This window comes from Aneurinibacillus thermoaerophilus, from assembly GCF_900099925.1.
Taxonomy (GTDB): Bacteria; Bacillota; Bacilli; order Aneurinibacillales; family Aneurinibacillaceae; genus Aneurinibacillus; species Aneurinibacillus thermoaerophilus.
Genome location: NZ_FNDE01000047.1, coordinates 1 through 23,104 on the forward strand (window position 1 = coordinate 1; position 23,104 = coordinate 23,104).

Annotated in this window: 25 protein-coding genes and 1 other RNA gene; 25 read left to right on the plus strand and 1 reads right to left on the minus strand. The window is 45.5% G+C overall.

The window, feature by feature from the left end:
* The 6 genes from tnpA to BLR88_RS16730 all read left to right on the plus strand — a co-directional run.
* A partial coding sequence (tnpA, locus tag BLR88_RS16705; RefSeq protein ID WP_139185015.1) for an IS200/IS605 family transposase occupies nucleotides 1–273 on the plus strand: 273 nt, incomplete at its 5' end.
* Between the two features lie 11 nt (nucleotides 274–284).
* Entirely contained in the window at nucleotides 285–1,391 is a 1,107-nt protein-coding gene (locus BLR88_RS16710; RefSeq protein ID WP_057897553.1) for an RNA-guided endonuclease TnpB family protein, read from the plus strand.
* Between the two features lie 171 nt (nucleotides 1,392–1,562).
* A complete protein-coding gene (rapZ, locus tag BLR88_RS16715) occupies nucleotides 1,563–2,447 on the plus strand; it encodes an RNase adapter RapZ (protein WP_057897554.1) in 885 nt (294 codons plus the stop codon).
* A 9-nt stretch (nucleotides 2,448–2,456) separates the two neighbouring features.
* The gene (locus BLR88_RS16720; RefSeq protein ID WP_091261325.1) at nucleotides 2,457–3,422 is read left to right on the plus strand and encodes a gluconeogenesis factor YvcK family protein; all 966 of its coding nucleotides are present in this window, start codon (nucleotides 2,457–2,459) and stop codon (nucleotides 3,420–3,422) included.
* Between the two features lie 12 nt (nucleotides 3,423–3,434).
* Nucleotides 3,435–4,376: a DNA-binding protein WhiA gene (gene whiA / locus BLR88_RS16725; protein ID WP_057897556.1), complete on the plus strand. Its 942-nt coding sequence runs from the start codon at nucleotides 3,435–3,437 to the stop codon at nucleotides 4,374–4,376.
* 66 nt (nucleotides 4,377–4,442) lie between these two features.
* Nucleotides 4,443–4,703, plus strand: a complete 261-nt coding sequence (locus BLR88_RS16730; RefSeq protein ID WP_057897557.1) for an HPr family phosphocarrier protein — start codon at nucleotides 4,443–4,445, stop codon at nucleotides 4,701–4,703.
* A gap of 73 nt (nucleotides 4,704–4,776) precedes the next feature.
* Here the strand turns inward: BLR88_RS16730 and clpP are convergent, their stop codons facing one another.
* Entirely contained in the window at nucleotides 4,777–5,382 is a 606-nt protein-coding gene (gene clpP / locus BLR88_RS16735) for an ATP-dependent Clp endopeptidase proteolytic subunit ClpP (protein ID WP_057897558.1), read from the minus strand.
* A 441-nt stretch (nucleotides 5,383–5,823) separates the two neighbouring features.
* Here clpP and BLR88_RS16740 point away from each other — a divergent pair, with 441 nt between their 5' ends.
* The 19 genes from BLR88_RS16740 to BLR88_RS16830 form a co-directional block, all read left to right on the plus strand.
* Nucleotides 5,824–6,066: a hypothetical protein gene (locus tag BLR88_RS16740; protein ID WP_057897559.1), complete on the plus strand. Its 243-nt coding sequence runs from the start codon at nucleotides 5,824–5,826 to the stop codon at nucleotides 6,064–6,066.
* A 34-nt stretch (nucleotides 6,067–6,100) separates the two neighbouring features.
* Nucleotides 6,101–6,943 (plus strand): alpha/beta hydrolase family protein, encoded by an 843-nt coding sequence (locus BLR88_RS16745; protein ID WP_162264988.1) that lies wholly within the window; start codon nucleotides 6,101–6,103, stop codon nucleotides 6,941–6,943.
* 142 nt (nucleotides 6,944–7,085) lie between these two features.
* On the plus strand, nucleotides 7,086–7,418 hold the full coding sequence (locus tag BLR88_RS16750; RefSeq protein ID WP_057897561.1) for a DUF2325 domain-containing protein: 333 nt from the start codon (nucleotides 7,086–7,088) through the stop codon (nucleotides 7,416–7,418).
* Between the two features lie 305 nt (nucleotides 7,419–7,723).
* On the plus strand, nucleotides 7,724–9,127 hold the full coding sequence (gene rpoN, locus BLR88_RS16755; RefSeq protein ID WP_057897562.1) for an RNA polymerase factor sigma-54: 1,404 nt from the start codon (nucleotides 7,724–7,726) through the stop codon (nucleotides 9,125–9,127).
* Complete coding sequence (locus BLR88_RS16760) at nucleotides 9,096–9,464, plus strand: glutaredoxin family protein (RefSeq protein ID WP_217639401.1); 369 nt, start codon at nucleotides 9,096–9,098, stop codon at nucleotides 9,462–9,464. Before rpoN ends, BLR88_RS16760 begins: the two co-directional genes overlap by 32 nt.
* 137 nt (nucleotides 9,465–9,601) lie before the next feature.
* Nucleotides 9,602–10,639 carry a sugar-binding transcriptional regulator gene (locus BLR88_RS16765; RefSeq protein ID WP_057897563.1) on the plus strand — a complete coding sequence of 346 codons (1,038 nt, stop codon included), beginning with the start codon at nucleotides 9,602–9,604 and terminating at the stop codon, nucleotides 10,637–10,639.
* Between the two features lie 46 nt (nucleotides 10,640–10,685).
* Nucleotides 10,686–11,690: an ArsJ-associated glyceraldehyde-3-phosphate dehydrogenase gene (locus BLR88_RS16770; protein ID WP_057897564.1), complete on the plus strand. Its 1,005-nt coding sequence runs from the start codon at nucleotides 10,686–10,688 to the stop codon at nucleotides 11,688–11,690.
* A 196-nt stretch (nucleotides 11,691–11,886) separates the two neighbouring features.
* Complete coding sequence (locus BLR88_RS16775; RefSeq protein WP_057897565.1) at nucleotides 11,887–13,068, plus strand: phosphoglycerate kinase; 1,182 nt, start codon at nucleotides 11,887–11,889, stop codon at nucleotides 13,066–13,068.
* 15 nt (nucleotides 13,069–13,083) lie between these two features.
* Complete coding sequence (gene tpiA / locus BLR88_RS16780; protein ID WP_057897566.1) at nucleotides 13,084–13,845, plus strand: triose-phosphate isomerase; 762 nt, start codon at nucleotides 13,084–13,086, stop codon at nucleotides 13,843–13,845.
* Nucleotides 13,846–13,850: 5 nt separating this feature from the next.
* Nucleotides 13,851–15,383: a 2,3-bisphosphoglycerate-independent phosphoglycerate mutase gene (gene gpmI / locus BLR88_RS16785; RefSeq protein ID WP_057897567.1), complete on the plus strand. Its 1,533-nt coding sequence runs from the start codon at nucleotides 13,851–13,853 to the stop codon at nucleotides 15,381–15,383.
* Between the two features lie 30 nt (nucleotides 15,384–15,413).
* Nucleotides 15,414–16,700: a phosphopyruvate hydratase gene (gene eno / locus BLR88_RS16790; protein ID WP_091261327.1), complete on the plus strand. Its 1,287-nt coding sequence runs from the start codon at nucleotides 15,414–15,416 to the stop codon at nucleotides 16,698–16,700.
* Nucleotides 16,701–16,867: 167 nt separating this feature from the next.
* Nucleotides 16,868–17,302 (plus strand): Fur family transcriptional regulator, encoded by a 435-nt coding sequence (locus BLR88_RS16795; protein WP_057897569.1) that lies wholly within the window; start codon nucleotides 16,868–16,870, stop codon nucleotides 17,300–17,302.
* Between the two features lie 79 nt (nucleotides 17,303–17,381).
* A complete protein-coding gene (secG, locus tag BLR88_RS16800) occupies nucleotides 17,382–17,615 on the plus strand; it encodes a preprotein translocase subunit SecG (RefSeq protein ID WP_057897570.1) in 234 nt (77 codons plus the stop codon).
* A gap of 100 nt (nucleotides 17,616–17,715) precedes the next feature.
* Nucleotides 17,716–18,441 (plus strand): alpha/beta hydrolase, encoded by a 726-nt coding sequence (locus BLR88_RS16805; protein WP_057897571.1) that lies wholly within the window; start codon nucleotides 17,716–17,718, stop codon nucleotides 18,439–18,441.
* Nucleotides 18,431–19,183: an alpha/beta hydrolase gene (locus BLR88_RS16810; RefSeq protein ID WP_057897572.1), complete on the plus strand. Its 753-nt coding sequence runs from the start codon at nucleotides 18,431–18,433 to the stop codon at nucleotides 19,181–19,183. Before BLR88_RS16805 ends, BLR88_RS16810 begins: the two co-directional genes overlap by 11 nt.
* 67 nt (nucleotides 19,184–19,250) lie before the next feature.
* Nucleotides 19,251–21,545 carry a ribonuclease R gene (gene rnr, locus BLR88_RS16815; protein WP_409359914.1) on the plus strand — a complete coding sequence of 765 codons (2,295 nt, stop codon included), beginning with the start codon at nucleotides 19,251–19,253 and terminating at the stop codon, nucleotides 21,543–21,545.
* A 213-nt stretch (nucleotides 21,546–21,758) separates the two neighbouring features.
* Entirely contained in the window at nucleotides 21,759–22,223 is a 465-nt protein-coding gene (gene smpB, locus BLR88_RS16820; RefSeq protein ID WP_057897574.1) for an SsrA-binding protein SmpB, read from the plus strand.
* Between the two features lie 118 nt (nucleotides 22,224–22,341).
* Nucleotides 22,342–22,700, plus strand: a transfer-messenger RNA (tmRNA) gene (gene ssrA, locus BLR88_RS16825).
* Nucleotides 22,701–22,962: 262 nt separating this feature from the next.
* Nucleotides 22,963–23,104: transposase (locus BLR88_RS16830; RefSeq protein ID WP_175493667.1), on the plus strand; the 142-nt coding region annotated here is incomplete at its 3' end.

Sequence of the window (23,104 nt, forward strand, 5' to 3'; positions counted from 1 at the left end):
TTGGGTGAAAATTATAATATTTCCTTAGTTGAATGGAATCATGATATTGACCATGTGCATATTTTGTTCAAAGCACATCCAAATACTGAAATGTCAAAGTTCATCAACGCTTATAAAAGCGCAAGTTCTCGACTTATCAAAAAGCATTTTCCACAAGTAAAAAGAAAACTTTGGAAAGAGTATTTTTGGTCAAGAAGCTTTTGCTTGCTTACAACGGGTGGTGCGCCCATTGAAATGATAAAGCAGTATATAGAAAATCAAGGGATGAAGTGAGGTGATTCGATATGGCAAACAAAGCATATAAATTTCGTCTGTACCCAACGCAAGAACAAGAACAACTTCTTGCAAAAACCTTCGGTTGTGTCCGCTTCGTCTACAATAAAATGTTGGCTGAATGGAAGGAAACATATGAACAATTCAAGGATGACAAAGAAGCCTTGAAAAAGCAAAAATTCCCCACTCCTGCTAAGTACAAAGAGGAGTTTGCATGGCTCAAAGAAGTCGATAGCCTTGCGTTAGCAAATGCTCAACTCAATTTGCAAAAGGCATACCAAAACTTTTTCTTTGGTCGTGCTGAATTTCCTAAGTTCAAAAGCCGTAAGGCGAGACAGTCCTATACAACGAATGTAGTCAACGGAAACATCATGCTGTTGGATGGCTATATCAAATTACCGAAACTCAAACTTGTCAAAATCAAACAACATCGAGATATTCCATCCCATCACGTTATCAAGTCATGCACCGTTTCTCGAACAAAAACAGGAAAATACTATGTTTCTATTCTTACAGAATATGAACATCAACCTGTGCAAAAAGAAATAAAAGCTGTTGTTGGTTTAGATTTTTCTATGAATGGCTTATTTGTCGATAGCGAAGAAGGTAAGACAGCCAATTACCCTCGTTTCTATTGCCAAGCCTTGGAAAAATTAGCCAAGGAACAGCATGTCTTGTCACGCAGGAAGAAAGGGTCTAATCGTTGGAACAGACAACGATTGAAGGTAGCGAAGCTACACGAAAAGATTGCAAACCAACGTAAGGACTTTCTTCATAAGGAATCACATAAATTAGCGAAACGGTATGACTGCGTGGTTATCGAAGACCTCAACATGAAAGGAATGTCACAAGCCCTGAATTTCGGCAAAAGCGTTGCGGACAATGCATGGGGGATGTTTACGACATTTCTCCAATATAAGTTAGAGGATCAAGGAAAGAAGCTTATCAAAATAGATAAGTGGTTTCCATCATCCAAAACATGCTCTTGTTGCGGTCAAGTAAAGGAATCTCTATCTCTGTCTGAGCGCACCTTTCGCTGTGAATGTGGTTTTGTGGCAAACAGGGACTGGAATGCTGCTACCAATATCAAAAATGAAGGATTGCGACTGTTAGCATAACTATAAATAGAGCATGGAACAGGCTTGATAGCTAAGTAAATTTCGTACCGTTAGGTACGATTACCTTAGAAGCCCCACCTCTAAATGAAGCGTAGGTGGCGGGTAGTTCACTTAAAGAAAAAGGCGACTATACAGTAAAGGATAACTTGTGGGTAGGATGTGAATAGCAGAATGGAAAAACAAGTGAAAGGGCATGAGATCAACTTGCTGATTATTACTGGCATGTCTGGTGCGGGAAAAACGGTAGCCATTCAAAGGCTGGAGGATTTAGGTTTTTTTTGTGTTGATAATTTGCCGCCGGTGCTCCTTCCGAAATTCGCCGAGCTGATTGATCAATCCGGTGGCCGTATCCAGAAGGTGGCTCTTGTTATCGATCTGCGCGGACGGGAATTTTTCGATGCGCTTGCTGAATCGTTAGAACGTATTCAGGAAATGGAGAATATAACATATCAAATCATCTTTTTGGATGCAAGTGACCAGACGCTTGTGCAGCGCTATAAAGAAACGCGTCGTAACCACCCGCTTGCGCCGAATGGTTTGCCGCTGGACGGCATCCAAGCAGAACGTCGCCTGTTAGAAGAGATTAAAGGGCTTGCAAATTTGGTTATTGATACAACATATTTAAAACCTGTATTATTGAAGGAAAAAATAAGCCAAATTTTTAGCCAGATAAGCCGGAATTTGACGATCATTATCCAGTCTTTTGGTTTTAAATTTGGGATTCCAATCGATGCCGATCTCGTATTCGATGTTCGTTTTTTGCCTAACCCGCACTATGTGGAAACGTTGCGGCCGAAAACAGGAAAATATGCGGAAGTATCGGATTACGTGTTTAAGTGGGATGTTTCGCAAGATTTTTTGACGAAATTGACCGATTTTCTTGACTTTACGCTTCCGCACTACCAGCAAGAAGGAAAAAGCCAGCTTGTCATCGGCATAGGATGTACCGGGGGCAAGCACCGTTCTGTGGCTATTGCCGAGTACTTGGGCCAGCGTTACCAGGATCAATATAATGTCCGTGTAAATCATCGGGATATAGAGAGAGGTCGCTCATAGAGGTGTAGAATGAAAAAACATAAAGAAAAACCCCGTGTAGTAGTGATTGGGGGAGGAACAGGACTGCCCGTTCTGCTCCGCGGCTTAAAAAATCAACCGGTTGATATTACCGCTATTGTGACGGTGGCGGATGATGGAGGAAGCTCGGGCCGGCTGCGCTCTGAACTCAGAATGCCTCCGCCAGGAGATGTACGGAATGTGTTAATCGCGCTGGCGGATACGGAGCCATTGCTGGAAAGTTTACTGCAGCATCGATTCGTGAATGGAAACGGACTCGCCGGACATTCAATCGGTAATCTGCTCATCGCGGCGCTTACCGAAATTAGCGGAGGCGATTTTGTAAGCGCAATTGAACAACTAAGCAAAGTGCTTGCAGTGCGTGGCCGGGTACTTCCGACTGCTAACCATTCCATTGTGCTTCACGCCGAAATGCAGGACGGAACGGTTGTATCTGGTGAATCCATTATTCCCAAAGCAGGGAAGCGAATTAAACGCGTATTTATTGATGAAGGCGCAAAACCGCTTCCGGAGGCGATTCAGGCGCTAAAGGAGGCGGATGCGATTATTATTGGACCTGGTAGCTTGTATACGAGCGTATTGCCAAATTTACTGGTGCCGGGAATTGTGGAAGCTATCCGTGAAAGCCGAGCCATAAAGGCTTACATTTGCAATGTAATGACTCAGCCAGGAGAAACGGATGGCTATACAGCGGAGGATCATATTCAGGCGATTCATGATCATGTCGGCAATTCTTTATTCCAGTATATTATTGTGAATAATGGAAAAGTTAGTGATGAAGTACTGGCCATGTACGCGGAGAAGGGTGCCGCACCGGTCATTTACTCGGAAGAAAAGCTGACTGCCAAAGGATACCGCGTTATCGCCGACAATCTGCTTGTATACGACAAATTTTTGCGCCATAATGCTGCTAAGCTCAGCAAAATTATTATGAACGTAATCGGTGTGAAGAAATGAGGTGGTGGCGGCATGTCTTTTGCTGCACAAGCGAAGAAAGAATTAACACAATTGGAAGGTTATGATTGTTGCAACAGAGCGGAGCTGACCGCTTTAATCCGAATGAATGGTTCGTTGCAGTTTGGCGGAAAGCGCTTTGTGCTTGATGTATCTACAGAAAATGCGGCGATTGCGCGCCGCATTTATTCGCTTGTCAAAAAGATGTTTCATATTCATGCGGAGTTGTTAGTTCGAAAAAAGATGAGACTGAAAAAAAACAATGTTTATATCGTCCGGATTCCGCAGCGAGCGCGGGAGATTCTCGAAGAACTCGGCATTATGGTCGACGGCACGTTTCACTACGGTATTTCACCCGACATTATAAAACATGAGTGTTGTAAACGTGCATATTTACGCGGCGCTTTTTTAGCCGGAGGTTCGGTGAATCATCCGGAAGCGTCGAGCTACCATCTTGAGATTTTTTCGGCTCATCAAGAGCATTGCGAAGATTTGGTTAAGCTGGCGAATTATTTCGGATTGAACGCGCGGAGTATTGAGCGGAAAAAAGGGTATATTATGTATATTAAAGAGGGCGAAAAAATCGCCGACTTCTTACGTATTATTGAAGCGCAACAAGCACTGTTTTTCTTTGAAGACGTGCGCATTGTCAAGGAAATGAAAAACTCCGCGAACCGATTAAACAATTGCGATATGGCGAATTTAAACAAAACGGTGGCGGCAGCTATGCAGCAAATTGAAAATATTATGCTTATTGATAAGTATATTGGTATTGAAAATTTGCCGGACAGGCTGCGCGAAGTGGCAGAACTCCGCCTTAAATATCGGGATATGAACCTGGCCGAATTGGGCGAAATGGTTCCGAGTGGCAAAGTAAGCAAATCCGGTATTAACCATCGTTTACGAAAAATTAATGAAATCGCAGCTAAATTAAGAGAAAATGAAGCAAAACTATAAGAATAACCTTAGTGATCATGGTATAATAAAACAAATTCAGTTTGATAGAGGGTGAGGAATCATACTATGCACGCTCAGCAAAGCGTTGTAGTTAAATTAAAAACAGGACTTCAAGCACGACCCGCTGCTTTTTTCGTTCAGGAAGCAAACCGTTACGCTGCAGACATATTTATCGAACGGGATAATAAAAAGGTAAATGCGAAGAGCATTATGGGCGTAATGAGTCTTGCGGTTGGAAGTGGCGCAGAAATCACCATTAGTGCCGAAGGTTCTGATGCGGAAGAAGCAGTGAAAAGCCTTGTGCAGATGGTACAACGTGAAGAATAGTATAAAGTTTGACTGAAAAAAGCCAGAAGCATCTTGTCAGGAGATGCTTCTGGCTTTTTTCCTTACCTTATATTTAGGATAGGTTAGGCTCTTTCTTTCCGATGCTGTCGATAACATCGTCGATGAGACCATATTCCTTTGCCTCTTCGGCAGACATGAAGAAGTCGCGATCTGTATCCTTTTCTACACGCTCCAGCGGTTGGCCAGAACGCTCGGAGATAATTTGGTTCAAACGATCGCGCATCTTCAGGATGCGGGTAGCGGCGATCTGAATGTCAGAAGCCTGACCTTGCGCGCCGCCTAGTGGTTGATGAATCATCACTTCACTATTCGGGAGGGCGAAGCGTTTGCCCGGAGCACCAGCTGTGAGAAGGAAGGCGCCCATAGAAGCTGCCATTCCCACGCAGATGGTAGATACATCTGGTTTAATGTATTGCATGGTGTCATAAATCGCCATGCCGGCGGTAATGGAACCACCTGGGCTATTAATATACAGGCTAATATCTTTATCAGGGTCTTCAGCGGCCAAGAAGAGAAGCTGGGCCACGACGCTATTCGCTACCTGATCGTTGATTGGAGTGCCAAGGAAAATAATCCGGTCTTTCAAAAGACGAGAATAAATATCATATGCTCTTTCACCACGATTCGTCTGCTCGATAACTGTAGGAATTAAGTTCACTGGTACTTCCTCCTCTCTTCATTCTATAAATATATAGTACAATAAAGGTCAAAAAAGGTCAAATAAAAACCTTGGTACTATACTCTTCTCTTCAGTTATATGCTTTTTTTCTGGAATTTAATCAACATAAACGGATGATTTATAAATATTTCAGTTTAGAAGGAAATGCCGCTGGCAACCGAGTTTACGGGAAGAGGGGAAAGTTTGAGGGGATTCTGAAGGGTAGAACACGATTGAATGTAAGGGGGGATTTGTGTAATCTTTAGGGAACTTTTGTCGAAAAGGAGACATATTATAATAAAATGTGTGATAATAAATAAAATTTTGCATATGTATCTGTTTGTGTTTATTTATGAGAGAGCAGGATAGATGGAAGGTGATGTTTATACAACAAATTCATATCATAGTTTCAAGTTATACATCTTGAAAGGAGTTATATTTATGATGCAATATGATAAATATATTGGAAAAATGATACAATTAACATATAGCGATTTGGACGGAGAGTTGGTGTGTGTGGTCGGTCATATTCTTTATACTCTGAAAAATCGTGCTTTCGTCTTCGAAACGGCGGAAGAAGGGAGACAGCTTATCGTGTATAATCGGCATGTGCTCGATATTAAGGAAGTAAGCACGCCACCTGCTTTTACCGCTCCGGAAATCGCTCCAGATAACTTCGCTTAACTATTCAGAAAGCGAAATGTGGGAGGAGAGCGCGTTGAAACAATCGTTTACGCTGATACGGGAAGAAAATTTAACGATTCGCGGCGATGTTTTTATCAGCGATGAAACAAAAGAATTTGACAAAAAGCCGGTTGTTATTATTTGTCATGGCTTTAAAGGATTTAAAGACTGGGGGATGTTCCCGCGTATGGGCGAGTATTTCGCCGCTCAGGGATTTGTCGCCATTACGTTTAACTTTTCTGGAAACGGTATAGGCAAGGATCTGGTGAATTTTACCGAGCTTGAAAAATTTGGGCGTAATACGTATCAACAGGAACTGAACGATCTTGATTTTCTCGTTCAGCAGGTGAAGCGGGGTACGCTTCCGCTAGCCGAGCATATGAACCCGCGCCGTATAGGCATCATGGGCCACAGCAAAGGTGGCGGTGATACGATTTTATATGCGTCTGCTCATCCGGAGAATGTGCAGGTTATTGTGACATGGAACGGGATCGCTCATGTTGATATTTTTGGCCCTGAAGTGCGAAAACAAGTGGAAGAAAAAGGAGTAGGTTATGTCATTAACGGAAGAACAGGCCAGCAGATGCCAATTGAAAAAGTGGTACTGGACGATATTGAAGTGAACGCTCGCCAGTATGACTTACTCAATTGCGTGGCTCATCTTGACATACCGCTGCTTATCGTGCAGGGGCGAGAAGATTTCGACCATCTTGTCAAAGGAGCATACAGTCTGAAAAAGCATGCAAAAAACGCAACGCTTCATTGGATAGAAGGTGCTGGGCATACGTTCAATATGGTGCATCCACATAAAGAGGATACTCCGCAGTTTCTTGAAGCACTTGATGTTACAACGAAATTCTTTAAAGAGCATTTATAACAGCGGAAGATAATAAGACGAGACGGCAAAGGGGAGCCGTCTCGTTTTTTCCTTAAATAAACTTAATTGATATTGATAATCTTTATCAAATATATTATGATAAAAAAAACAGAAGTGTTCATAACAGGAGGAGGGACAGAAGATGGCGTACGTTGTAATTGGAGCGGATCGACTTGGAAATATTAATGCTTTACTAGAAGAGAAACTGGATGGGGAATTGATTCATGTTTCAGGAAGAAAGAAAAAGGACCAAGCCTATTCATTGCCGCAAATGGTCAAGGGAGTGATTGTATTTACCGATTACATAAACCATAACTTGGCTAAACGGGTAAAAGCGGACGCCAAGAAACGGAACGTCCCGATCGTGTTTGCGAAACGCTCTGTCAGCCATCTGGAGTGTAGCCTGGAGCAAATGATGGCATGCCAAAAAGAGGGTTGTGATCGTTCTTGTGCTTATAAGCGTTCGCTTCATTGAACGGCACAGAGCAACCACGATATGGTTGCAAAGAAGAGTGGCAAATAATAAAGAACGAAAAACATCCGAGAACGTGATGAAATATCTAAAAGAGCGGGAGCGCAAAGCTTTGCGCTCTTTTTCTTTGTATACTTATGTTATGAAGCAGTCAACATAATTGCCATATAAGTAAGGAAGATAAAGAGGAAATATGCCCCGCGCCCCATTTTTGTAATTGGCAGGATTTTTGCTAGCGAAATTTGTTGAGAATTGTTATATAATAATGAATAAGAGAAAAAGTTTCACAGAAAAGAAGGTGATGCCAGATGCAAATGGGGTTCGGTTTGTATCAGCAACAGACGTTGAAGTTAGTCATGACGCCTGAGTTGCGTCAGGCAATAACCATTCTTCAGTACTCGGCTGTCGATTTGCTTGAATTCCTGCGGCAACAGGTTACAGAGAACCCGATTCTTGACATGTCGGAACGGCACCGGGAACTAACGACGACGGACATAGCTATAGAGAAAAAGAAAAATAATCATGATGATATTGATTGGAAAGATTATGCTCGTGCCAATGCAACAGGAGACGAGACGTATTACCAAAAAAGTATGGGAACAGCACAGGACTATGATCCGTTTAATTTTATTTCGGCAGGCGGAACTACGCTGGAGGAGAACTTGCTTGAGCAAGTGGCAATGCTTAAAGATGTGACGCCAGTCGAAAAACGGATTTTGAATTTTTTAATTGGTAACCTTAATGAAAGCGGTTACTTAACGATTTCAGAGGCGGAGGCAGCGGACATTCTTAATACGAATGTCGAAAAGATTGAAGAAATGATCTCGCTTTTGCAAACGTTGGAACCTGTTGGTATAGGTGCGCGCTCACTTGCGGAATGTTTATTGCTTCAGTTAAAGGCAAAGCCGGAAGAGAATACGCTGGCAATGGCTATCGTAGAACACCATCTTGAAGATTTGGCAGAAAAGCGCTATCAGAAAATTGCTTCTTCCCTGAAGGTTACACCGCAAGAGGTACAGCAGGCGGCAGACTATTTGCGCACGTTGAATCCGCGCCCAGGTGCGGAATTCGCTCAGGGGACACCCCGTTATATCGTGCCGGACGTAACGGTAGAGAAAGTCGAAGATGAGTATGTGGTCATGGTTAATGAAAGCAGCACCCCGAATTTGACGATTAACCGCTTTTATCAGCGGATGCTGCAAAAAGATGAAGTAGACACAGTGCAGCGCTATATCCAGGATAAGCTAAATTCCGCACTTTGGTTGATTCGTAGCATCGAGCAACGGCGCATGACATTGTACAAAGTCACACAGGCCATTGTTGAAGAGCAGCGAGACTTTTTCGAAAAAGGGCCGTCCGGACTGAAACCGATGACGTTGCGCGACATCGCGGAGAAGGTCGGACTGCATGAGTCGACCATCAGCCGCGCAACCAGCAACAAATATGTGCAAACGCCGCGCGGGCTGTTCGAGCTAAAGTATTTCTTTACCACTGGCCTGAACAGGGTGGATGGAGGAGCAGCTTCTTCTGTTCTCAGTATTAAAGAAAAAATCAAGGCTTTGATTGACGCAGAAGACAAGAAAAAGCCGCTCTCTGACCAGAAGATTACCGATATTCTCGTGAAGGAAGGAATTGAAATCTCACGTCGTACCGTGGCAAAATACCGCGAAGAGATGAATATTGATTCTTCATCGAAAAGAAAGCGTTTTTAACAAATCTTGCGCCAGAATTTCTTCGCTTCTGGCGATGGGAGCGTTTGCTGGCAAAGGAGTAAGGGATATGGGGATGGAAACACCTTTTCGCATTACGATTTACACGAGAGAAGGCTGCGAAAGATGTGATAAGGCAAAAGAGAAGGTTGAGCGAGTGGCGAGAGATTATCCCATCGAACTTGAGATGGTGGACATTGCAGATAATCCGGCTCTCGAAGAAACATATGGCCAGTTGATCCCTGTGGTACATATCAACGGGGAAAAGGTCTTTGTTTCCAAAGTAACGGAGTTATGGTTACGTCGGGAACTGGCACTTCGTTCCACAAAGCATGCTTGAAAGAGAAGGAAAGTTTTGATAAAATGAAGTTGAATAAAAAATGCCTGTGCATTGACAGGCATTCTTTTATAACATTTGTGGGACGAAAAATATCTATTAGGGACATTTTTTGTCCCTATAATCTAAAGGTGGAAAGCGTGATAGAGACGAATTGGCCTTCTCTGCTTCAACGGATGGCCCCCGAGGCAATGGTCATCGTTGAGAACCGATACAAAATTTTACGTCAAATTCGGCTTTTGCAGCCGGTCGGAAGGCGTGCGCTTGCCGAAGTCATGCAGAGCACGGAAAGGATAATCCGGCGTGAAGTGGAATTTCTTCGCGAGCAACGTTTAATTGATTTGAACCGTGCCGGCATGTTTGTAACTCCGGATGGCGAAAGCATGATTGAAGGGTTTCAGTCATTCTGGAAAGAAGTAGGCGGAATCAACCAACTGGAAATGGCGGCGGCGCATCGTTTAGCGGTACGCCAAGTTGTTATCGTGCCTGGCGATGCGGATGAAAGCGATTGGGTTAAAGATGATCTGGCCCGACAGGCTGCGCAAGAACTGATTCGCCTTCTTGATGACGATAAGATTGTAGCGGTCGCGGGAGGAAGTACGATGGCGCGGGTGGCCCGCCATGTGCAACCTACCCACACTGAAAATGTTATTCTTGTTCCTGCGCGCGGCGCACTGGGCGAAGAGGTGGAGTTGGAGTCGAATACTGTAACCGCACAAATGGCGCGCAATCTGGGAGCTTCCTATCGTTTGCTTTATTTGCCAGATATTATACAGCAGGAGACGCTCCAGAATGTACAGCGCGATCCCGTGATTTCAGACGTACTTGATTTAATTCACAGGGCAAGCATTCTTGTGCATGGGATTGGAGCAGCAGAAGAAATGGCGCGCCGGCGCGGTTTGGATGAAGAAATTGTTCGTATACTAAAAGAACGAAAGGCTGTATCCGAAGTGTTCGGATATTATTTTAATGGCCCAGGTGAGATGGTGTACCGCATGAACACTGTAGGCATGCGGATGGAGAATGTGAACAAACTGGATACGGTGCTTGCGATCGCTGGCGGTAAAAGTAAGGCAAAAGCGATTCTGTCGTATATAAGAAAGCGCAGCAATTATTTGCTTGTTACCGATGAGGCGGCAGCGAGAGAGATGTTTATTCTTTTGGGAAAAGAGGAATAAGCGTTTTCTTTAGAAGGCGCTTGAAATATGACAAGGAGGATAAAGTATGGTGAAAATAGGGATTAATGGTTTTGGACGCATTGGACGTAACGTATTGCGGGTAGCCTTGCAAAACCCTGAAGTGGAAGTTGTAGGGATTAATGACTTAACAGATGCTGCAACGTTAGCTCATCTTTTTAAGTACGATTCCGTGCATGGAACGTATCATCAGAATGTACGGGCAGAAGATAATGCTATTGTTATCGGTGATCATAGCATAAAAGTATCCGCTGAACGTGATCCGGCAAAGTTGCCGTGGAAAGAGTGGGGCGTGGATATTGTTGTAGAATCGACCGGCCGCTTTACAAAGCGTGAAGATGCAGCAAAGCACCTAGAAGCCGGCGCGAAAAAAGTCATAATTTCCGCCCCTGCGAAAAACGAGGATATTACCATTGTGCTGGGTGTAAATGAAGGAACATACGATCCGGAAAAACATCATGTAATCTCTAATGCGTCTTGCACTACGAACTGTTTGGCTCCGCTCGCGAAAGTATTGCACAGAAAGTTCGGCATTCGACGCGGTCTAATGACTACAGTACATTCTTACACAAACGATCAGCAAATTCTTGATTTGCCGCATAAAGATATGCGCCGTGCCCGCGCTGCCGGCATGTCCATCATTCCGACAACGACTGGCGCCGCGCGTGCCGTTGCGCTTGTGTTGCCTGAACTGAAAGGCAAATTAAATGGTTTTGCGATGCGTGTGCCCACTCCGAACGTATCTGTAGTAGACCTTGTGGCTGAGCTTGATAAAAATGTAACAGTGGAAGAAGTGAATCAAGCGCTGAAAGCCGCTTCCGAAAACGAACTGGAAGGTATCCTTGGTTATTCTGAAGAGCCGCTCGTGTCGCGTGATTACAACGGTGATCCACGCTCTTCCATCATCGACGCGTTGTCCACGATGGTAATCGAGGACAATATGGTCAAAGTAGTATCTTGGTATGACAATGAATGGGGCTATTCAAACCGTGTGGTTGATTTAGTGAATTATGTTGCCCAAAAAGGATTTTAAAAGATAAAAAGTATGTTTGATTTTGTGAATTGTGTTGCAAAAAAAGGTGCCTAGCGGCTAAAATATAATCGGTTATGAAAAGGGGGAGGGAATAGGTGGATATTCTCCTCCTTTTTTCTTAACGGCTAAGAAAAGATAAATAGCGAAAAATATACAGATATCATTGGGTTTGATGGAAAAGAGGAGGGTACTGTATATGAATAAGAAGTCCGTTCGCGACGTTGATGTAAGAGGGAAGCGTGTGTTCTGCCGTTTTGATTTCAATGTTCCGATGGAAGAGGGAAGGATTACGGATGATACAAGAATTCGTGCGGCATTGCCGACGATTGAGTACCTTGTGCAAAACGGCGCACGCATTATTATGGCAAGCCATCTCGGCCGCCCGAAAGGAAAAGTAGTGGAAGAATTGCGTTTAAACGCTGTGGCAGAGCGCCTGTCTCAACTGCTTGGCCAGCCGGTTAAAAAAATGGATGAGGTTTATAGCGAGGCTGTGAAAGCGGAAGCCGAAAATTTGAATGACGGTGAAGTTATGCTGCTTGAGAACGTTCGCTTTCATCCGGGCGAAGAGAAAAATGACGAAGAACTGTCCAGGCAATTTGCATCGCTGGCAGATTTATTTGTCAATGACGCATTCGGCACGGCGCACCGTGCACACGCTTCGACAGCAGGCGTCGCCAATTACATTGAAGGTGTAGCCGGTTTTCTCATGGAAAAAGAGATTGAATTCTTAGGCAAAGCGATTTCCCAGCCGGAACGCCCGTTTACCGCGATTATCGGCGGGGCGAAAGTGAAGGATAAGATCGGCGTCATTGAAAACTTACTGGAGAAAGTAGATAATTTAATTGTAGGTGGCGGCCTATCCAACACATTTATTAAAGCAAAAGGGTACGATGTCGGAAGCTCGCTTCTTGAAGAAGAAAAAGTAGAGCTTGCGAAGTCTTTCATGGAGCAGGCTGAGCAAAAGGGCGTTACATTTCTGATTCCGGTCGATGTTGTAGTAGCGGATGCATTCGCAAACGATGCTAACACGAAAATCGTAGATGTAGACGCGATTCCGGAGGGATGGCAGGCGCTTGATATCGGACCGAAAACGATAGAACGCTACAGAGAAGCAATTCTCGGATCCAAGACGGTCGTATGGAACGGCCCGATGGGTGTATTCGAAATGAATACGTTCGCGGAAGGAACAAACGCGATCGCCCGCGCGCTGAAAGAAGTGAACGGAACGACGATTATTGGCGGCGGTGATTCTGTGGCCGCGGTAGAAAAGGCGGGCGTGACGGAAGCGATGACTCATATTTCAACAGGCGGCGGAGCTTCGCTTGAATTCATGGAAGGCAAAGAACTTCCGGGCGTAGCTGTGCTGGCTGATAAGTAAGGAGTTGACACACTCATGCAAAGAACCCCTATTATTGCTGGGAACTGGAAAATGCATAAAACGATACAGGAGGCGCGCGATTTCGCCCGTGCGGTACGCTCTTTTCTGCCGGGAGGAAAAGTGGAAACGGTTATTTGCGCTCCGTTCACTGCATTGGCCGCGCTGGTGGAAGAATTGCACAATTATCCGGCCGCAATCGGGGCGCAGAATGTTCACTGGGAAGAGTCCGGTGCTTATACCGGAGAAATAAGTCCTGGTATGCTTGTCGAAATTGGAGTGAAGTATGTGATTATCGGGCATTCAGAGCGCCGGGAATATTTTGCTGAAACGGATGAGACGGTAAACCGGAAAGCAAAAGCCGCGTTTGCCCATGGTTTACTTCCTATTGTTTGCGTTGGGGAAAACTTGGAACAGCGCGAAAGCGGAAAAACGAAGGAACTGGTGCGCGATCAGGTTATCCGTGCGGTTGAAGGACTGTCGAGCGAACAGGCGAAGCAACTTGTCATCGCGTATGAACCGGTTTGGGCGATTGGCACCGGCAAATCTTCTTCAGCAGAAGACGCACAGGAAGTGATCGCTTTTATCCGCAGCATGGTAGAGGATGCGTTTGACAGTCAAGTCGCCTCGCAAGTACGCATTCAGTATGGGGGCTCGGTAAAGCCTGACAACATTATGGCCTATTTGGAACAGCCGGATATTGATGGCGCGCTCGTTGGAGGCGCAAGTCTAGCTCCGGATTCATTCCTGCAATTGGTAGAAGCGGTTAGGAGGCAATGAGGAATATGAATCGACCGAAACCAGTAGCGCTTATCATTATGGACGGGTTCGGATACAGGGAAGAGGAGTACGGAAACGCTATCAAGCAGGCGAACACTCCAAACTTTGATAAATACTGGAATGAATATCCACATACATTGCTTGGTGCAAGTGGCCTTGCGGTCGGGCTTCCGGAAGGACAAATGGGAAACTCGGAAGTCGGACACCTTAATCTTGGCGCAGGTCGTGTCGTGTATCAGGATTTAACACGCGTAACGAAAGATATTCAAGAAGGACAATTTTTCAAAAATGAAACATTATTGAAAGCTATTCAACACGCCAAAGAGAATAACACCGACCTGCATCTGTACGGTCTTGTGTCAGATGGCGGCGTACACAGTCATATTGAGCACCTGTTTGCATTATTGAGAATGGCGAAACAAGAAAATTTGGATCGCGTTTATATTCATGCGTTCCTGGATGGACGCGATGTGGCCCCTGACAGCGCAGTGATGTATATCCAGCAGCTTCAGGACAAAATCAAAGAATACGGCGTAGGCCGCATTGCGACGGTACAAGGGCGCTATTACGCAATGGATCGCGATAGACGCTGGGAGCGTACGGAGAAATCATACCGTGCTATGGTATATGCGGAAGGTCCGAAATATACCGATCCGATTGAAGCGGTGCAAGAATCTTATGAGCGAAGCGTATACGATGAATTTGTCATGCCAACCGTTATTACTAATGCTGACGGTACGCCAGTGGCGACAGTGAAAGACAATGACAGTGTGATTTTCTTTAATTTCCGCCCGGATCGGGCCATTCAGCTGTCGCAAGTCTTTACCAACGAAGATTTTCGCGGATTTGATCGTGGTGACAAGCGACCGAAGAATTTGTTCTACGTCTGCATGACAAAATTCAGCGAGACGGTGGGCGGTTATGTGGCCTACAAGCCGACTGATCTGGATAATACGCTGGGCGAAGTACTGTCGCAGCATAATCTGCGCCAATTGCGTATCGCTGAGACGGAGAAATACCCACATGTTACATTCTTCTTCAGCGGTGGGCGCGAAGCCGAGTTCGAAGGTGAAAAGCGAATTTTGATTAACTCGCCAAAAGTGGCGACATACGATTTAAAGCCGGAGATGAGCGCGTATGAAGTGACCGAAGCCCTTTTGAAGGAGATTGAGGCGGATACGCATGATGTCATTATTTTGAACTTTGCCAACTGTGATATGGTTGGTCACTCTGGCATGATGGAGCCGACTATTAAAGCGGTCGAAACCGTGGACGAATGCATGGGCAGGGTTGTGGAAGCCGTCCTTGCAAAAGGCGGGGTAGCGCTTGTGACTGCCGATCACGGCAACGCGGATTTGATGCTGGATGAGGAAGGCAATCCGGTGACTTCGCACAGCACGTATCCGGTACCATTTATCCTGACGAAAAAAGGCGTGGAATTGCGTGAAGGCGGCGTTCTTGCCGATATTTCGCCGACCATTTTAAAATTATTGGGTATTGAACAACCTAAAGAAATGACGGGAAAACCTTTATATTAAGATATACATACATTGAAGGAGATGAAACAAATGACCATTATTTCAGATATTTACGCACGTGAAGTGTTGGACTCCCGTGGTAACCCGACGGTAGAAGTCGAAGTGTATCTTGAATCCGGTGCGATGGGCCGTGCGATGGTTCCATCCGGCGCTTCCACCGGTGCGCATGAAGCTGTAGAGTTGCGTGATGGTGAGAAAACGCGTTATCTTGGTAAGGGCGTATTAAAAGCAGTAGATAACGTAAACAATATCATTGCTCCTGAACTTGAGGGCTTTGACGCACTGGCTCAAGTGGATATTGACAACCTGCTGATTGAGCTTGACGGCACAGACAACAAAGGCAAATTAGGCGCAAATGCTATTTTGGGCGTATCCATGGCAGTGGCGCGTGCCGCAGCCGATGCGTTGGGCGTTCCGCTGTATGCATACTTGGGCGGGTTTAATGCTAAGACCTTGCCGGTGCCGATGATGAATATTTTGAATGGCGGCGCACACGCGGACAACAATGTGGATATTCAAGAATTTATGATTATGCCTGTGGGCGCAGATAATTTTGTGCATGCATTGCGTATGGGCGCGGAAGTATTTCATAATCTGAAAGCTGTGTTAAAAGAAAAGGGATTGAATACAGCTGTAGGCGATGAGGGCGGTTTCGCTCCTAACTTGTCTTCAAACGAAGAAGCGCTACAAACTATCATCGCCGCTATTGAAAAAGCGGGTTATAAACCAGGTGAAGACATTATGCTGGCGCTGGATGTCGCTTCCACTGAGGTGTACAAAGACGGCAAGTATGAGTTGGCTGGCGAAGGCATTACAAAAACGACGGATGAAATGATCGACTATTTGGAGATGCTTGTTAACAAATATCCGATCATCTCGATCGAAGATGGTCTGGCTGAAGACGACTGGGATGGCTGGAACAAGCTGACACAACGTCTGGGCGATCGTGTACAGCTGGTCGGCGACGACTTGTTCGTAACGAATACAAATCGTTTGTCTCAAGGTATTGAACAGGGGACAGCCAACTCTATTTTGATTAAGGTAAACCAAATCGGTACGTTGACCGAAACGTTCGACGCGATCGAAATGGCGAAGCGCGCAGGCTATACGGCAGTTATCTCCCATCGTTCCGGCGAGACGGAAGATTCCATCATCGCCGATATCGCCGTGGCTACAAACGCTGGTCAAATCAAAACTGGCGCGCCTTCCCGCACAGACCGCGTAGCGAAATACAACCAGTTGCTTCGCATCGAAGACGAATTAGCGTATATTAGTAAGTATGCCGGCCGTGCAGCGTTTTACAATCTCAAGAAATAATCGGTATTAACGCGTAATAAAAGAGACCTGTCATCCGGATTTCCCTGTGGGGAGGACGGTGACAGGTTTTTTTGGTTTTTCTTAATTATATGATCTTCAGAATTGTCTATTTGTAATGATTTTTTACAGATAGTATATTATAATAAAAAATAAAGGAGGAGCGGACGATGAACTCGAATATCATCGACACGGTCATTGCCCGCATTAAGGAACGGGGCGGACGGGTGACCGTGCAGCGTTTGGCGATTATCAATGTTCTTATGCGCCTGAACCATCCGACGGCAGAAGAGATATATCATTTCATGCGCGATGACTTTCCGACCCTGTCGTTTACCACTGTTTATAATACGCTAAAATCGTTAAAAGAGCTTGGTGTTGTACATGAACATTATCAAGATGAGCGTTCCCGTTTTGAAATTACTGAAGAAGCGCATCATCACTTTCACTGTATAAAATGCGATAAGCTGATCGACATAAGTCCTGATAAGATTTCACTACAAGTAACGCCGGAAGTTGAAGAAGAGTTTTCCCCGATAGAGTCACGGGTGATGCTTGAGGGTGTTTGTCCTGCTTGTCGCGCGCAGAACAAAGGCAAGCCTTGAAGACGGCATTCCTTTATGGTACATTATGAAATGATAAACAATTATAAAATGGATTGCTCCGTTTTTGGGAGGAAGAAGAATGACAGTATTCTTAAAGGTTTTACTTGTAGTTATCTCGATTTTGCTTATCGCGGTCGTGTTGCTTCAATCTGGAAAAAGCGCCGGTTTGTCCGGTTCGATTGCGGGTGGGGCTGAACAGATTATAGGTAAAGCGAAAGCGCGGGGCATTGACGCCTTGTTGAATAAATTAACCGTAATATTGGCAACATTGTTTATGATTCTTGCGATTGTGGTCGCGTATTTTTTGCGTTAGTCTGCATATTGGGAATAAGTGGACAGGTAACATGATACAGGGGGAAACAGCAAGTAGCATACTTGCTGTTTTTCTTTATCTACAGGGGAGGACGATAAGCATGATTGGGTGCTTGTTAATTCATGGTTTTACTGGAAGTCCGTACGAAGTAGAACCGATCGCCCGGCATTTTGAAGGCCGCGGCTGGCGGATTGAAGCGCCGGTGTTGGCAGGGCATGATGGTCACGAATTGTCGTTGCGGCAGGTCACATGGCAGGATTGGATTCGTTCCGCTGAAGAAGTGCTACAGGATATGCTCTTGACGTGTCGCAGCGTTTATGTGGTGGGTTTTTCTATGGGAGGACTTATCGCGGCCCATCTTGCAGCTCGTTATCCAGTCGATAAACTGGTGCTGCTGAGCGCCAGCCTGTTTTATATTAACCCGCGCCAGCTTTTTAAAGACGCGGCCAATATTATCAAACAACATTTTACAACGGGCGCTGACGCGAAGGAGGTGTATCGCCGATATTTGCGTAAAGCGACTTCCACGCCGCCGCGTGCAGTGATTCACTTTCGTCATTTGGTCAAAATATTGAAACAGGAGCTTCCGCATGTTACTGTTCCCACTCTCATTATCCAGGGGGGGAAGGATGATCTGGTAGAGCCGCGCAGCGCCGAGTATATATACAGCACCATTCGTTCTGAGGAGAAGTACCTGCATATTCTCCCTGAATCGAAACATATTATTTGTCATGATTGCGAACAGGAACAATTGCTTTCGCTTATTGATAATTTTTTAGATCCGGGTCATCACGAGCATGAAGGAGAGATAAAAAGTGAAAGCTAAACCCCGTTCTCCGGAAACATTCTTATATCCGGGCGGTGAGGCAGGATTGCTTTTGTTGCATGGATTTACTGGAAGTACCGCCGAAATGCAGCCGATGGGACGCTATTTCCAGCGTTTTGGTTATACGGTTTACGCCCCGCTTTTGGCTGGGCATGGAACCACACCCGAGCAGATGGCAAAAACACGTTGGCCGGACTGGTGGCAAAGCGCGGTAGACGGATATGAACGACTTGTTCGGGAAGGATGCAGGCAGATTGTGGTAGCCGGTTTGTCCATGGGAGGGCTTCTCGCGCTTAGGCTTTCGTATTATCGTCCTTTGCAGGCCGTTGTTTCGTTAAATGCTCCGGTTGATGTACGGGACAAACGGATTCGCTGGGCTAAGTACGTCCACTATGTACGCCCCTATATTCCTCGTTCCGAAGCGAAAGAAGCGCATATTGAATCCGAATTATTCCCTTATGAAAGAAGTCCGGTTGTCTGCATCGCTAGCCTTTGGGAATTTATGATGCTGGTGAAAAAAGAGTTGAGAAGGGTAACGGCTCCGACACTTGTGATTCAGTCGACGAACGACGAGACGATCGAGCCAGTGAGCGGGGATTATATTTATTCCCATATTGGTTCAAAATATAAAGAAATAAAACATTACCATAAATCCGGACATATTATTACACTGGATAAAGAGCGGGAGCGTGTTTTTCAGAGCGTGTCTGATTTTTTGCAAAAGATTTTGAACAAAGAATGAAGAGGAACGTTTATCTTAAGTAAAGGAGAGGATGGATGTGGCAATAGAAGCAGATATTTTACAGTTTATGCGCGAACGAGCGACTCGTCCCATGACGGTTCATGAGTTGGAAGAAGCGCTGGGCGTTACGTCGGCCAGTGATTTTAAAGAATTTATCAAAACGCTAAACCACCTTGAAGATACCGGACAGATTATTCGCACGCGCACGAATCGTTACGGTGTACCGGAGAAAATGAACCTGATCCGCGGTCGCCTGCAGGCGCACGCCAAAGGATTCGGGTTTGTACTGCCAGAAGAAGAGGGCATGCCTGACATTTATATTCATGCCAACGATATGAATGGTGCGATGAATGGGGATGTAGTGCTGGCGCGTCTGAACCAAAATACGAGGGGACCGCGATTGGAAGGCGAGATTGTACGGATTGTAGAACGGGCCAATCATACGGTGGTTGGCACCTATCAGGATGAAAAACACTACGGTTTTGTGATGACGGATGATAAGCGGATTACGAAAGATATTTTCATTCCGAAAGGCGAATCCATGGGTGCGGTAGATGGACACAAAGTCGTTGTGGAAATCGTGCGTTATCCGGAGACCGGGCGAGGGAACCCGGAAGGAAGAGTCATTGAAATTCTAGGGCACAAAAATGATCCAGGTGTCGATATTCTTTCTATTATTCGCAAGTACGGGCTCCCTGAAGCGTTTCCGGAAGCGGTTATGCGGGAAGCGGAAGCTGTGCCGGATACGATTAGCGAAGAGGAAATGAAGGGACGGCGCGACCTGCGTGATCGGGTTATGGTCACGATTGACGGCGCGGATGCCAAAGACTTGGATGATGCGGTGTCAGTGGAGATTCTCGAAAACGGGAACTATCGTCTTGGTGTTCATATTGCTGATGTAAGCTATTATGTGAAAGAAAATTCTGAGCTGGATATGGAAGCGTTCCGCCGGGGTACGAGCGTATATTTGGTTGACCGCGTCATTCCTATGCTGCCGCATCGACTGTCGAACGGTATTTGTAGCTTAAACCCGAAGGTGGATCGGCTTACGTTAACATGCGATATGGAAATTGACGACGAAGGAAATGTGGTTACCTATGAAATATACGAAAGCGTCATCCGCACAAACGAAAGAATGACCTACTCTGATGTGTATAAGATTCTTGAGGAAGATGATCAAGAATTAAAGGAACGATACAAGGAATTGATCCCGCATTTTGAAGCGATGAAAGAGCTTGCGCTGCGCCTGCGTCGCTATCGTATGGAGCGTGGCGCGATCGACTTTGATTTCGGGGAAGCAAAAATTCTGGTAGATCCGGAGGGAAATCCGACGGAAGTGCGACTGCGTGACCGGACAATTGCTGAGCGGATAATTGAAGAGTTTATGTTGAAGGCGAATGAGACGGTAGCCGAGCATTTCCACTGGATGAATGTGCCGTTTATTTACCGGGTTCACGAGGAACCGGACGCAGATCGTCTGCAAACATTCCTTGAATTTGTGACCAACTTCGGTTATTTTGTACGCGGAAAAGCCAATAATATCCATCCGCGTGCGCTTCAAACATTGCTTGACCAGGCCAAAGATACGCCGGAAGAAACGATCATTTCCAAGGTGATGTTGCGTTCTATGAAACAGGCGAAATACGACGCGGAAAACCGCGGTCATTTTGGTCTGGCGGCTGAGTTTTATACTCATTTTACTTCGCCGATTCGCCGTTATCCGGACTTAGTTGTGCACCGCATGATTCGTGAATCGCTGAAGCTGGGCGGATTTACGCCGGAGCGCATTGCAGAATGGCATATGAAGATGCCTTCCATTGCAGAACAGTCGTCCGAGCGCGAGCGCAATGCGGTGGACGCTGAGCGGGAGACGGATGATTTGAAGAAAGCGGAATACATGTTGCAGCACATGGGCGAAGAATTTGATGGCATCGTCAGCAGCGTTGCTTCGTTCGGTATGTTCGTTGAATTGCCGAATACGATCGAAGGCATGGTACATATTAGCTACCTTACAGATGATTATTATGATTTTCATGAAAAGCAATATGCGTTGATCGGTCAGCGAACCGGACGCATGTTCCGCATCGGGGACGAAGTGCGTGTGCGAGTTGTAAACGTGGATGTAGACGAACATACGATTGATTTTGAGGTCGTAGGACTGAAAAGAAGCAAATCGCCAGGCCGCGGCGGGAAAGACAAAGTAAAAGTCATCACCGCTACAGGCAGCGAACGCAAACACCGGGGCAAAGGTAAGCCTGCCCAGGGCAAGGAAAATCCGTTCTGGATGGAATTTATAGAGAAGAAGAAAAAGAAGAAAACCAGCGTCCCGAAATCCATAAAAAAGAAAAAGAAGAAGAAGTAGGAGTGCGTAAACGGGAAGATTAACAAATACGTTTCTTCTTCCTAGGCATTGCAAGCAATCAAAAGCTTGTAGGACGTATCTCGCCGCCCATTTCTTTCCGAAGGAGCATGTGGTTGCGCGGTGTGTCGACCGTCCATATGACTTTTTCAAAAGACAGTTTTTGTGGTACTATGTATAAATACGAGAAAATGCTGGTGGAGGAAGGTTTGGGCGATGAGTAACGAAGGAATCAAGGTGTTGGCGCAAAACAAAAAAGCGCGTCACGATTATTTTATTGAAGAAACGTATGAAGCGGGGATTGCCCTTACCGGAACGGAAATTAAATCCATTCGCAAAGGGCGAGTAAACTTGCGAGACGGTTTCGCGCGGATTAGAAATGGAGAAGCGTGGCTGTATAATGTGCATATTAGCGAATACGAGCAGGGTAACCGTTACAACCATGATCCGCTTCGTACGCGCAAGTTGCTTTTGCATCGTTCCGAGATTAACAAGTTGCTCGGTCAGACGAAAATGGAAGGCTATTCTTTAATTCCTTTGCGTCTGTATCTCAAACGTGGGTTTTGTAAAGTGGAAATCGGGCTGGCAAAAGGCAAGAAGAAATACGATAAGCGCGAATCGATAAAACAACGCGACGCACAACGGGAAATGCAACGCGCGTTACGTGCCCGAAACAGATAATTTCAGGAATTTTTTGGCATACATGTTGCTTTATATATTGAGATATGCTATACTCATTATAGCATTTGATAGCGATAAGTTATGATTGCTCTGCTTCCCAGGAGCGACCCTTTTTCACGGGGGCGTTCTGGATTCGACGGGGATGGTTCGAGCATGAGTAGCGAGCCGGTGGGTTGCGAAACCGTCAACAACGCAAGCGTAAATATAAACGCTAAAAAAGAATCTTACGCTTTAGCTGCCTAATTGCGGCTAACCCTTATCGCTCCATCGCCCGTGTGGGGTGACTAAGGGCCAACCTTAGCGGGCTACGCCCAAGGCTTCCGTCTGCAGCCGAGGGAAGAGAACAATCAGACTAGCCTATCGGGTAGTGGGTCATCTGGCAGCCTGGTAGGTGAAATGCTCACAGGTGACTGCGCTCGGAGAAGCTCATGTGGTCGGAGTCTTCGGACGTGGGTTCGATTCCCACCGCCTCCACCATACATAGTGTGGAGTTTTTATTAGTAATTATGTGACATAAAGCATAAAATTTCCGTTTGGAAACTTTATGCTTTATTTTATTTTAGGATTGCGGACGGGAATCCTCTGCCTCTTTAGAGGAGAGATGAGAGTCCGCTTTGCCCTTGTAATCCCCCTTGCGGGGATTACAAGGGCAAATTTTTTGTTATTTTCACTGACTATATGTAATTGAAAACGCTCAATATAATACATGTTAAACAGCTTTTTGTGCTATACTATATGTATGAAAAAATCTACCATAAAACATGCTCGAACCTGTGTCTACAATGTTAATTATCACATCGTTTGGTCTGTAAAATACCGAAGAAAAGTACTCACTTCCGAGATAGAAGGCTACTTGAAAGACCTTTTTCAAGAAATCGCAC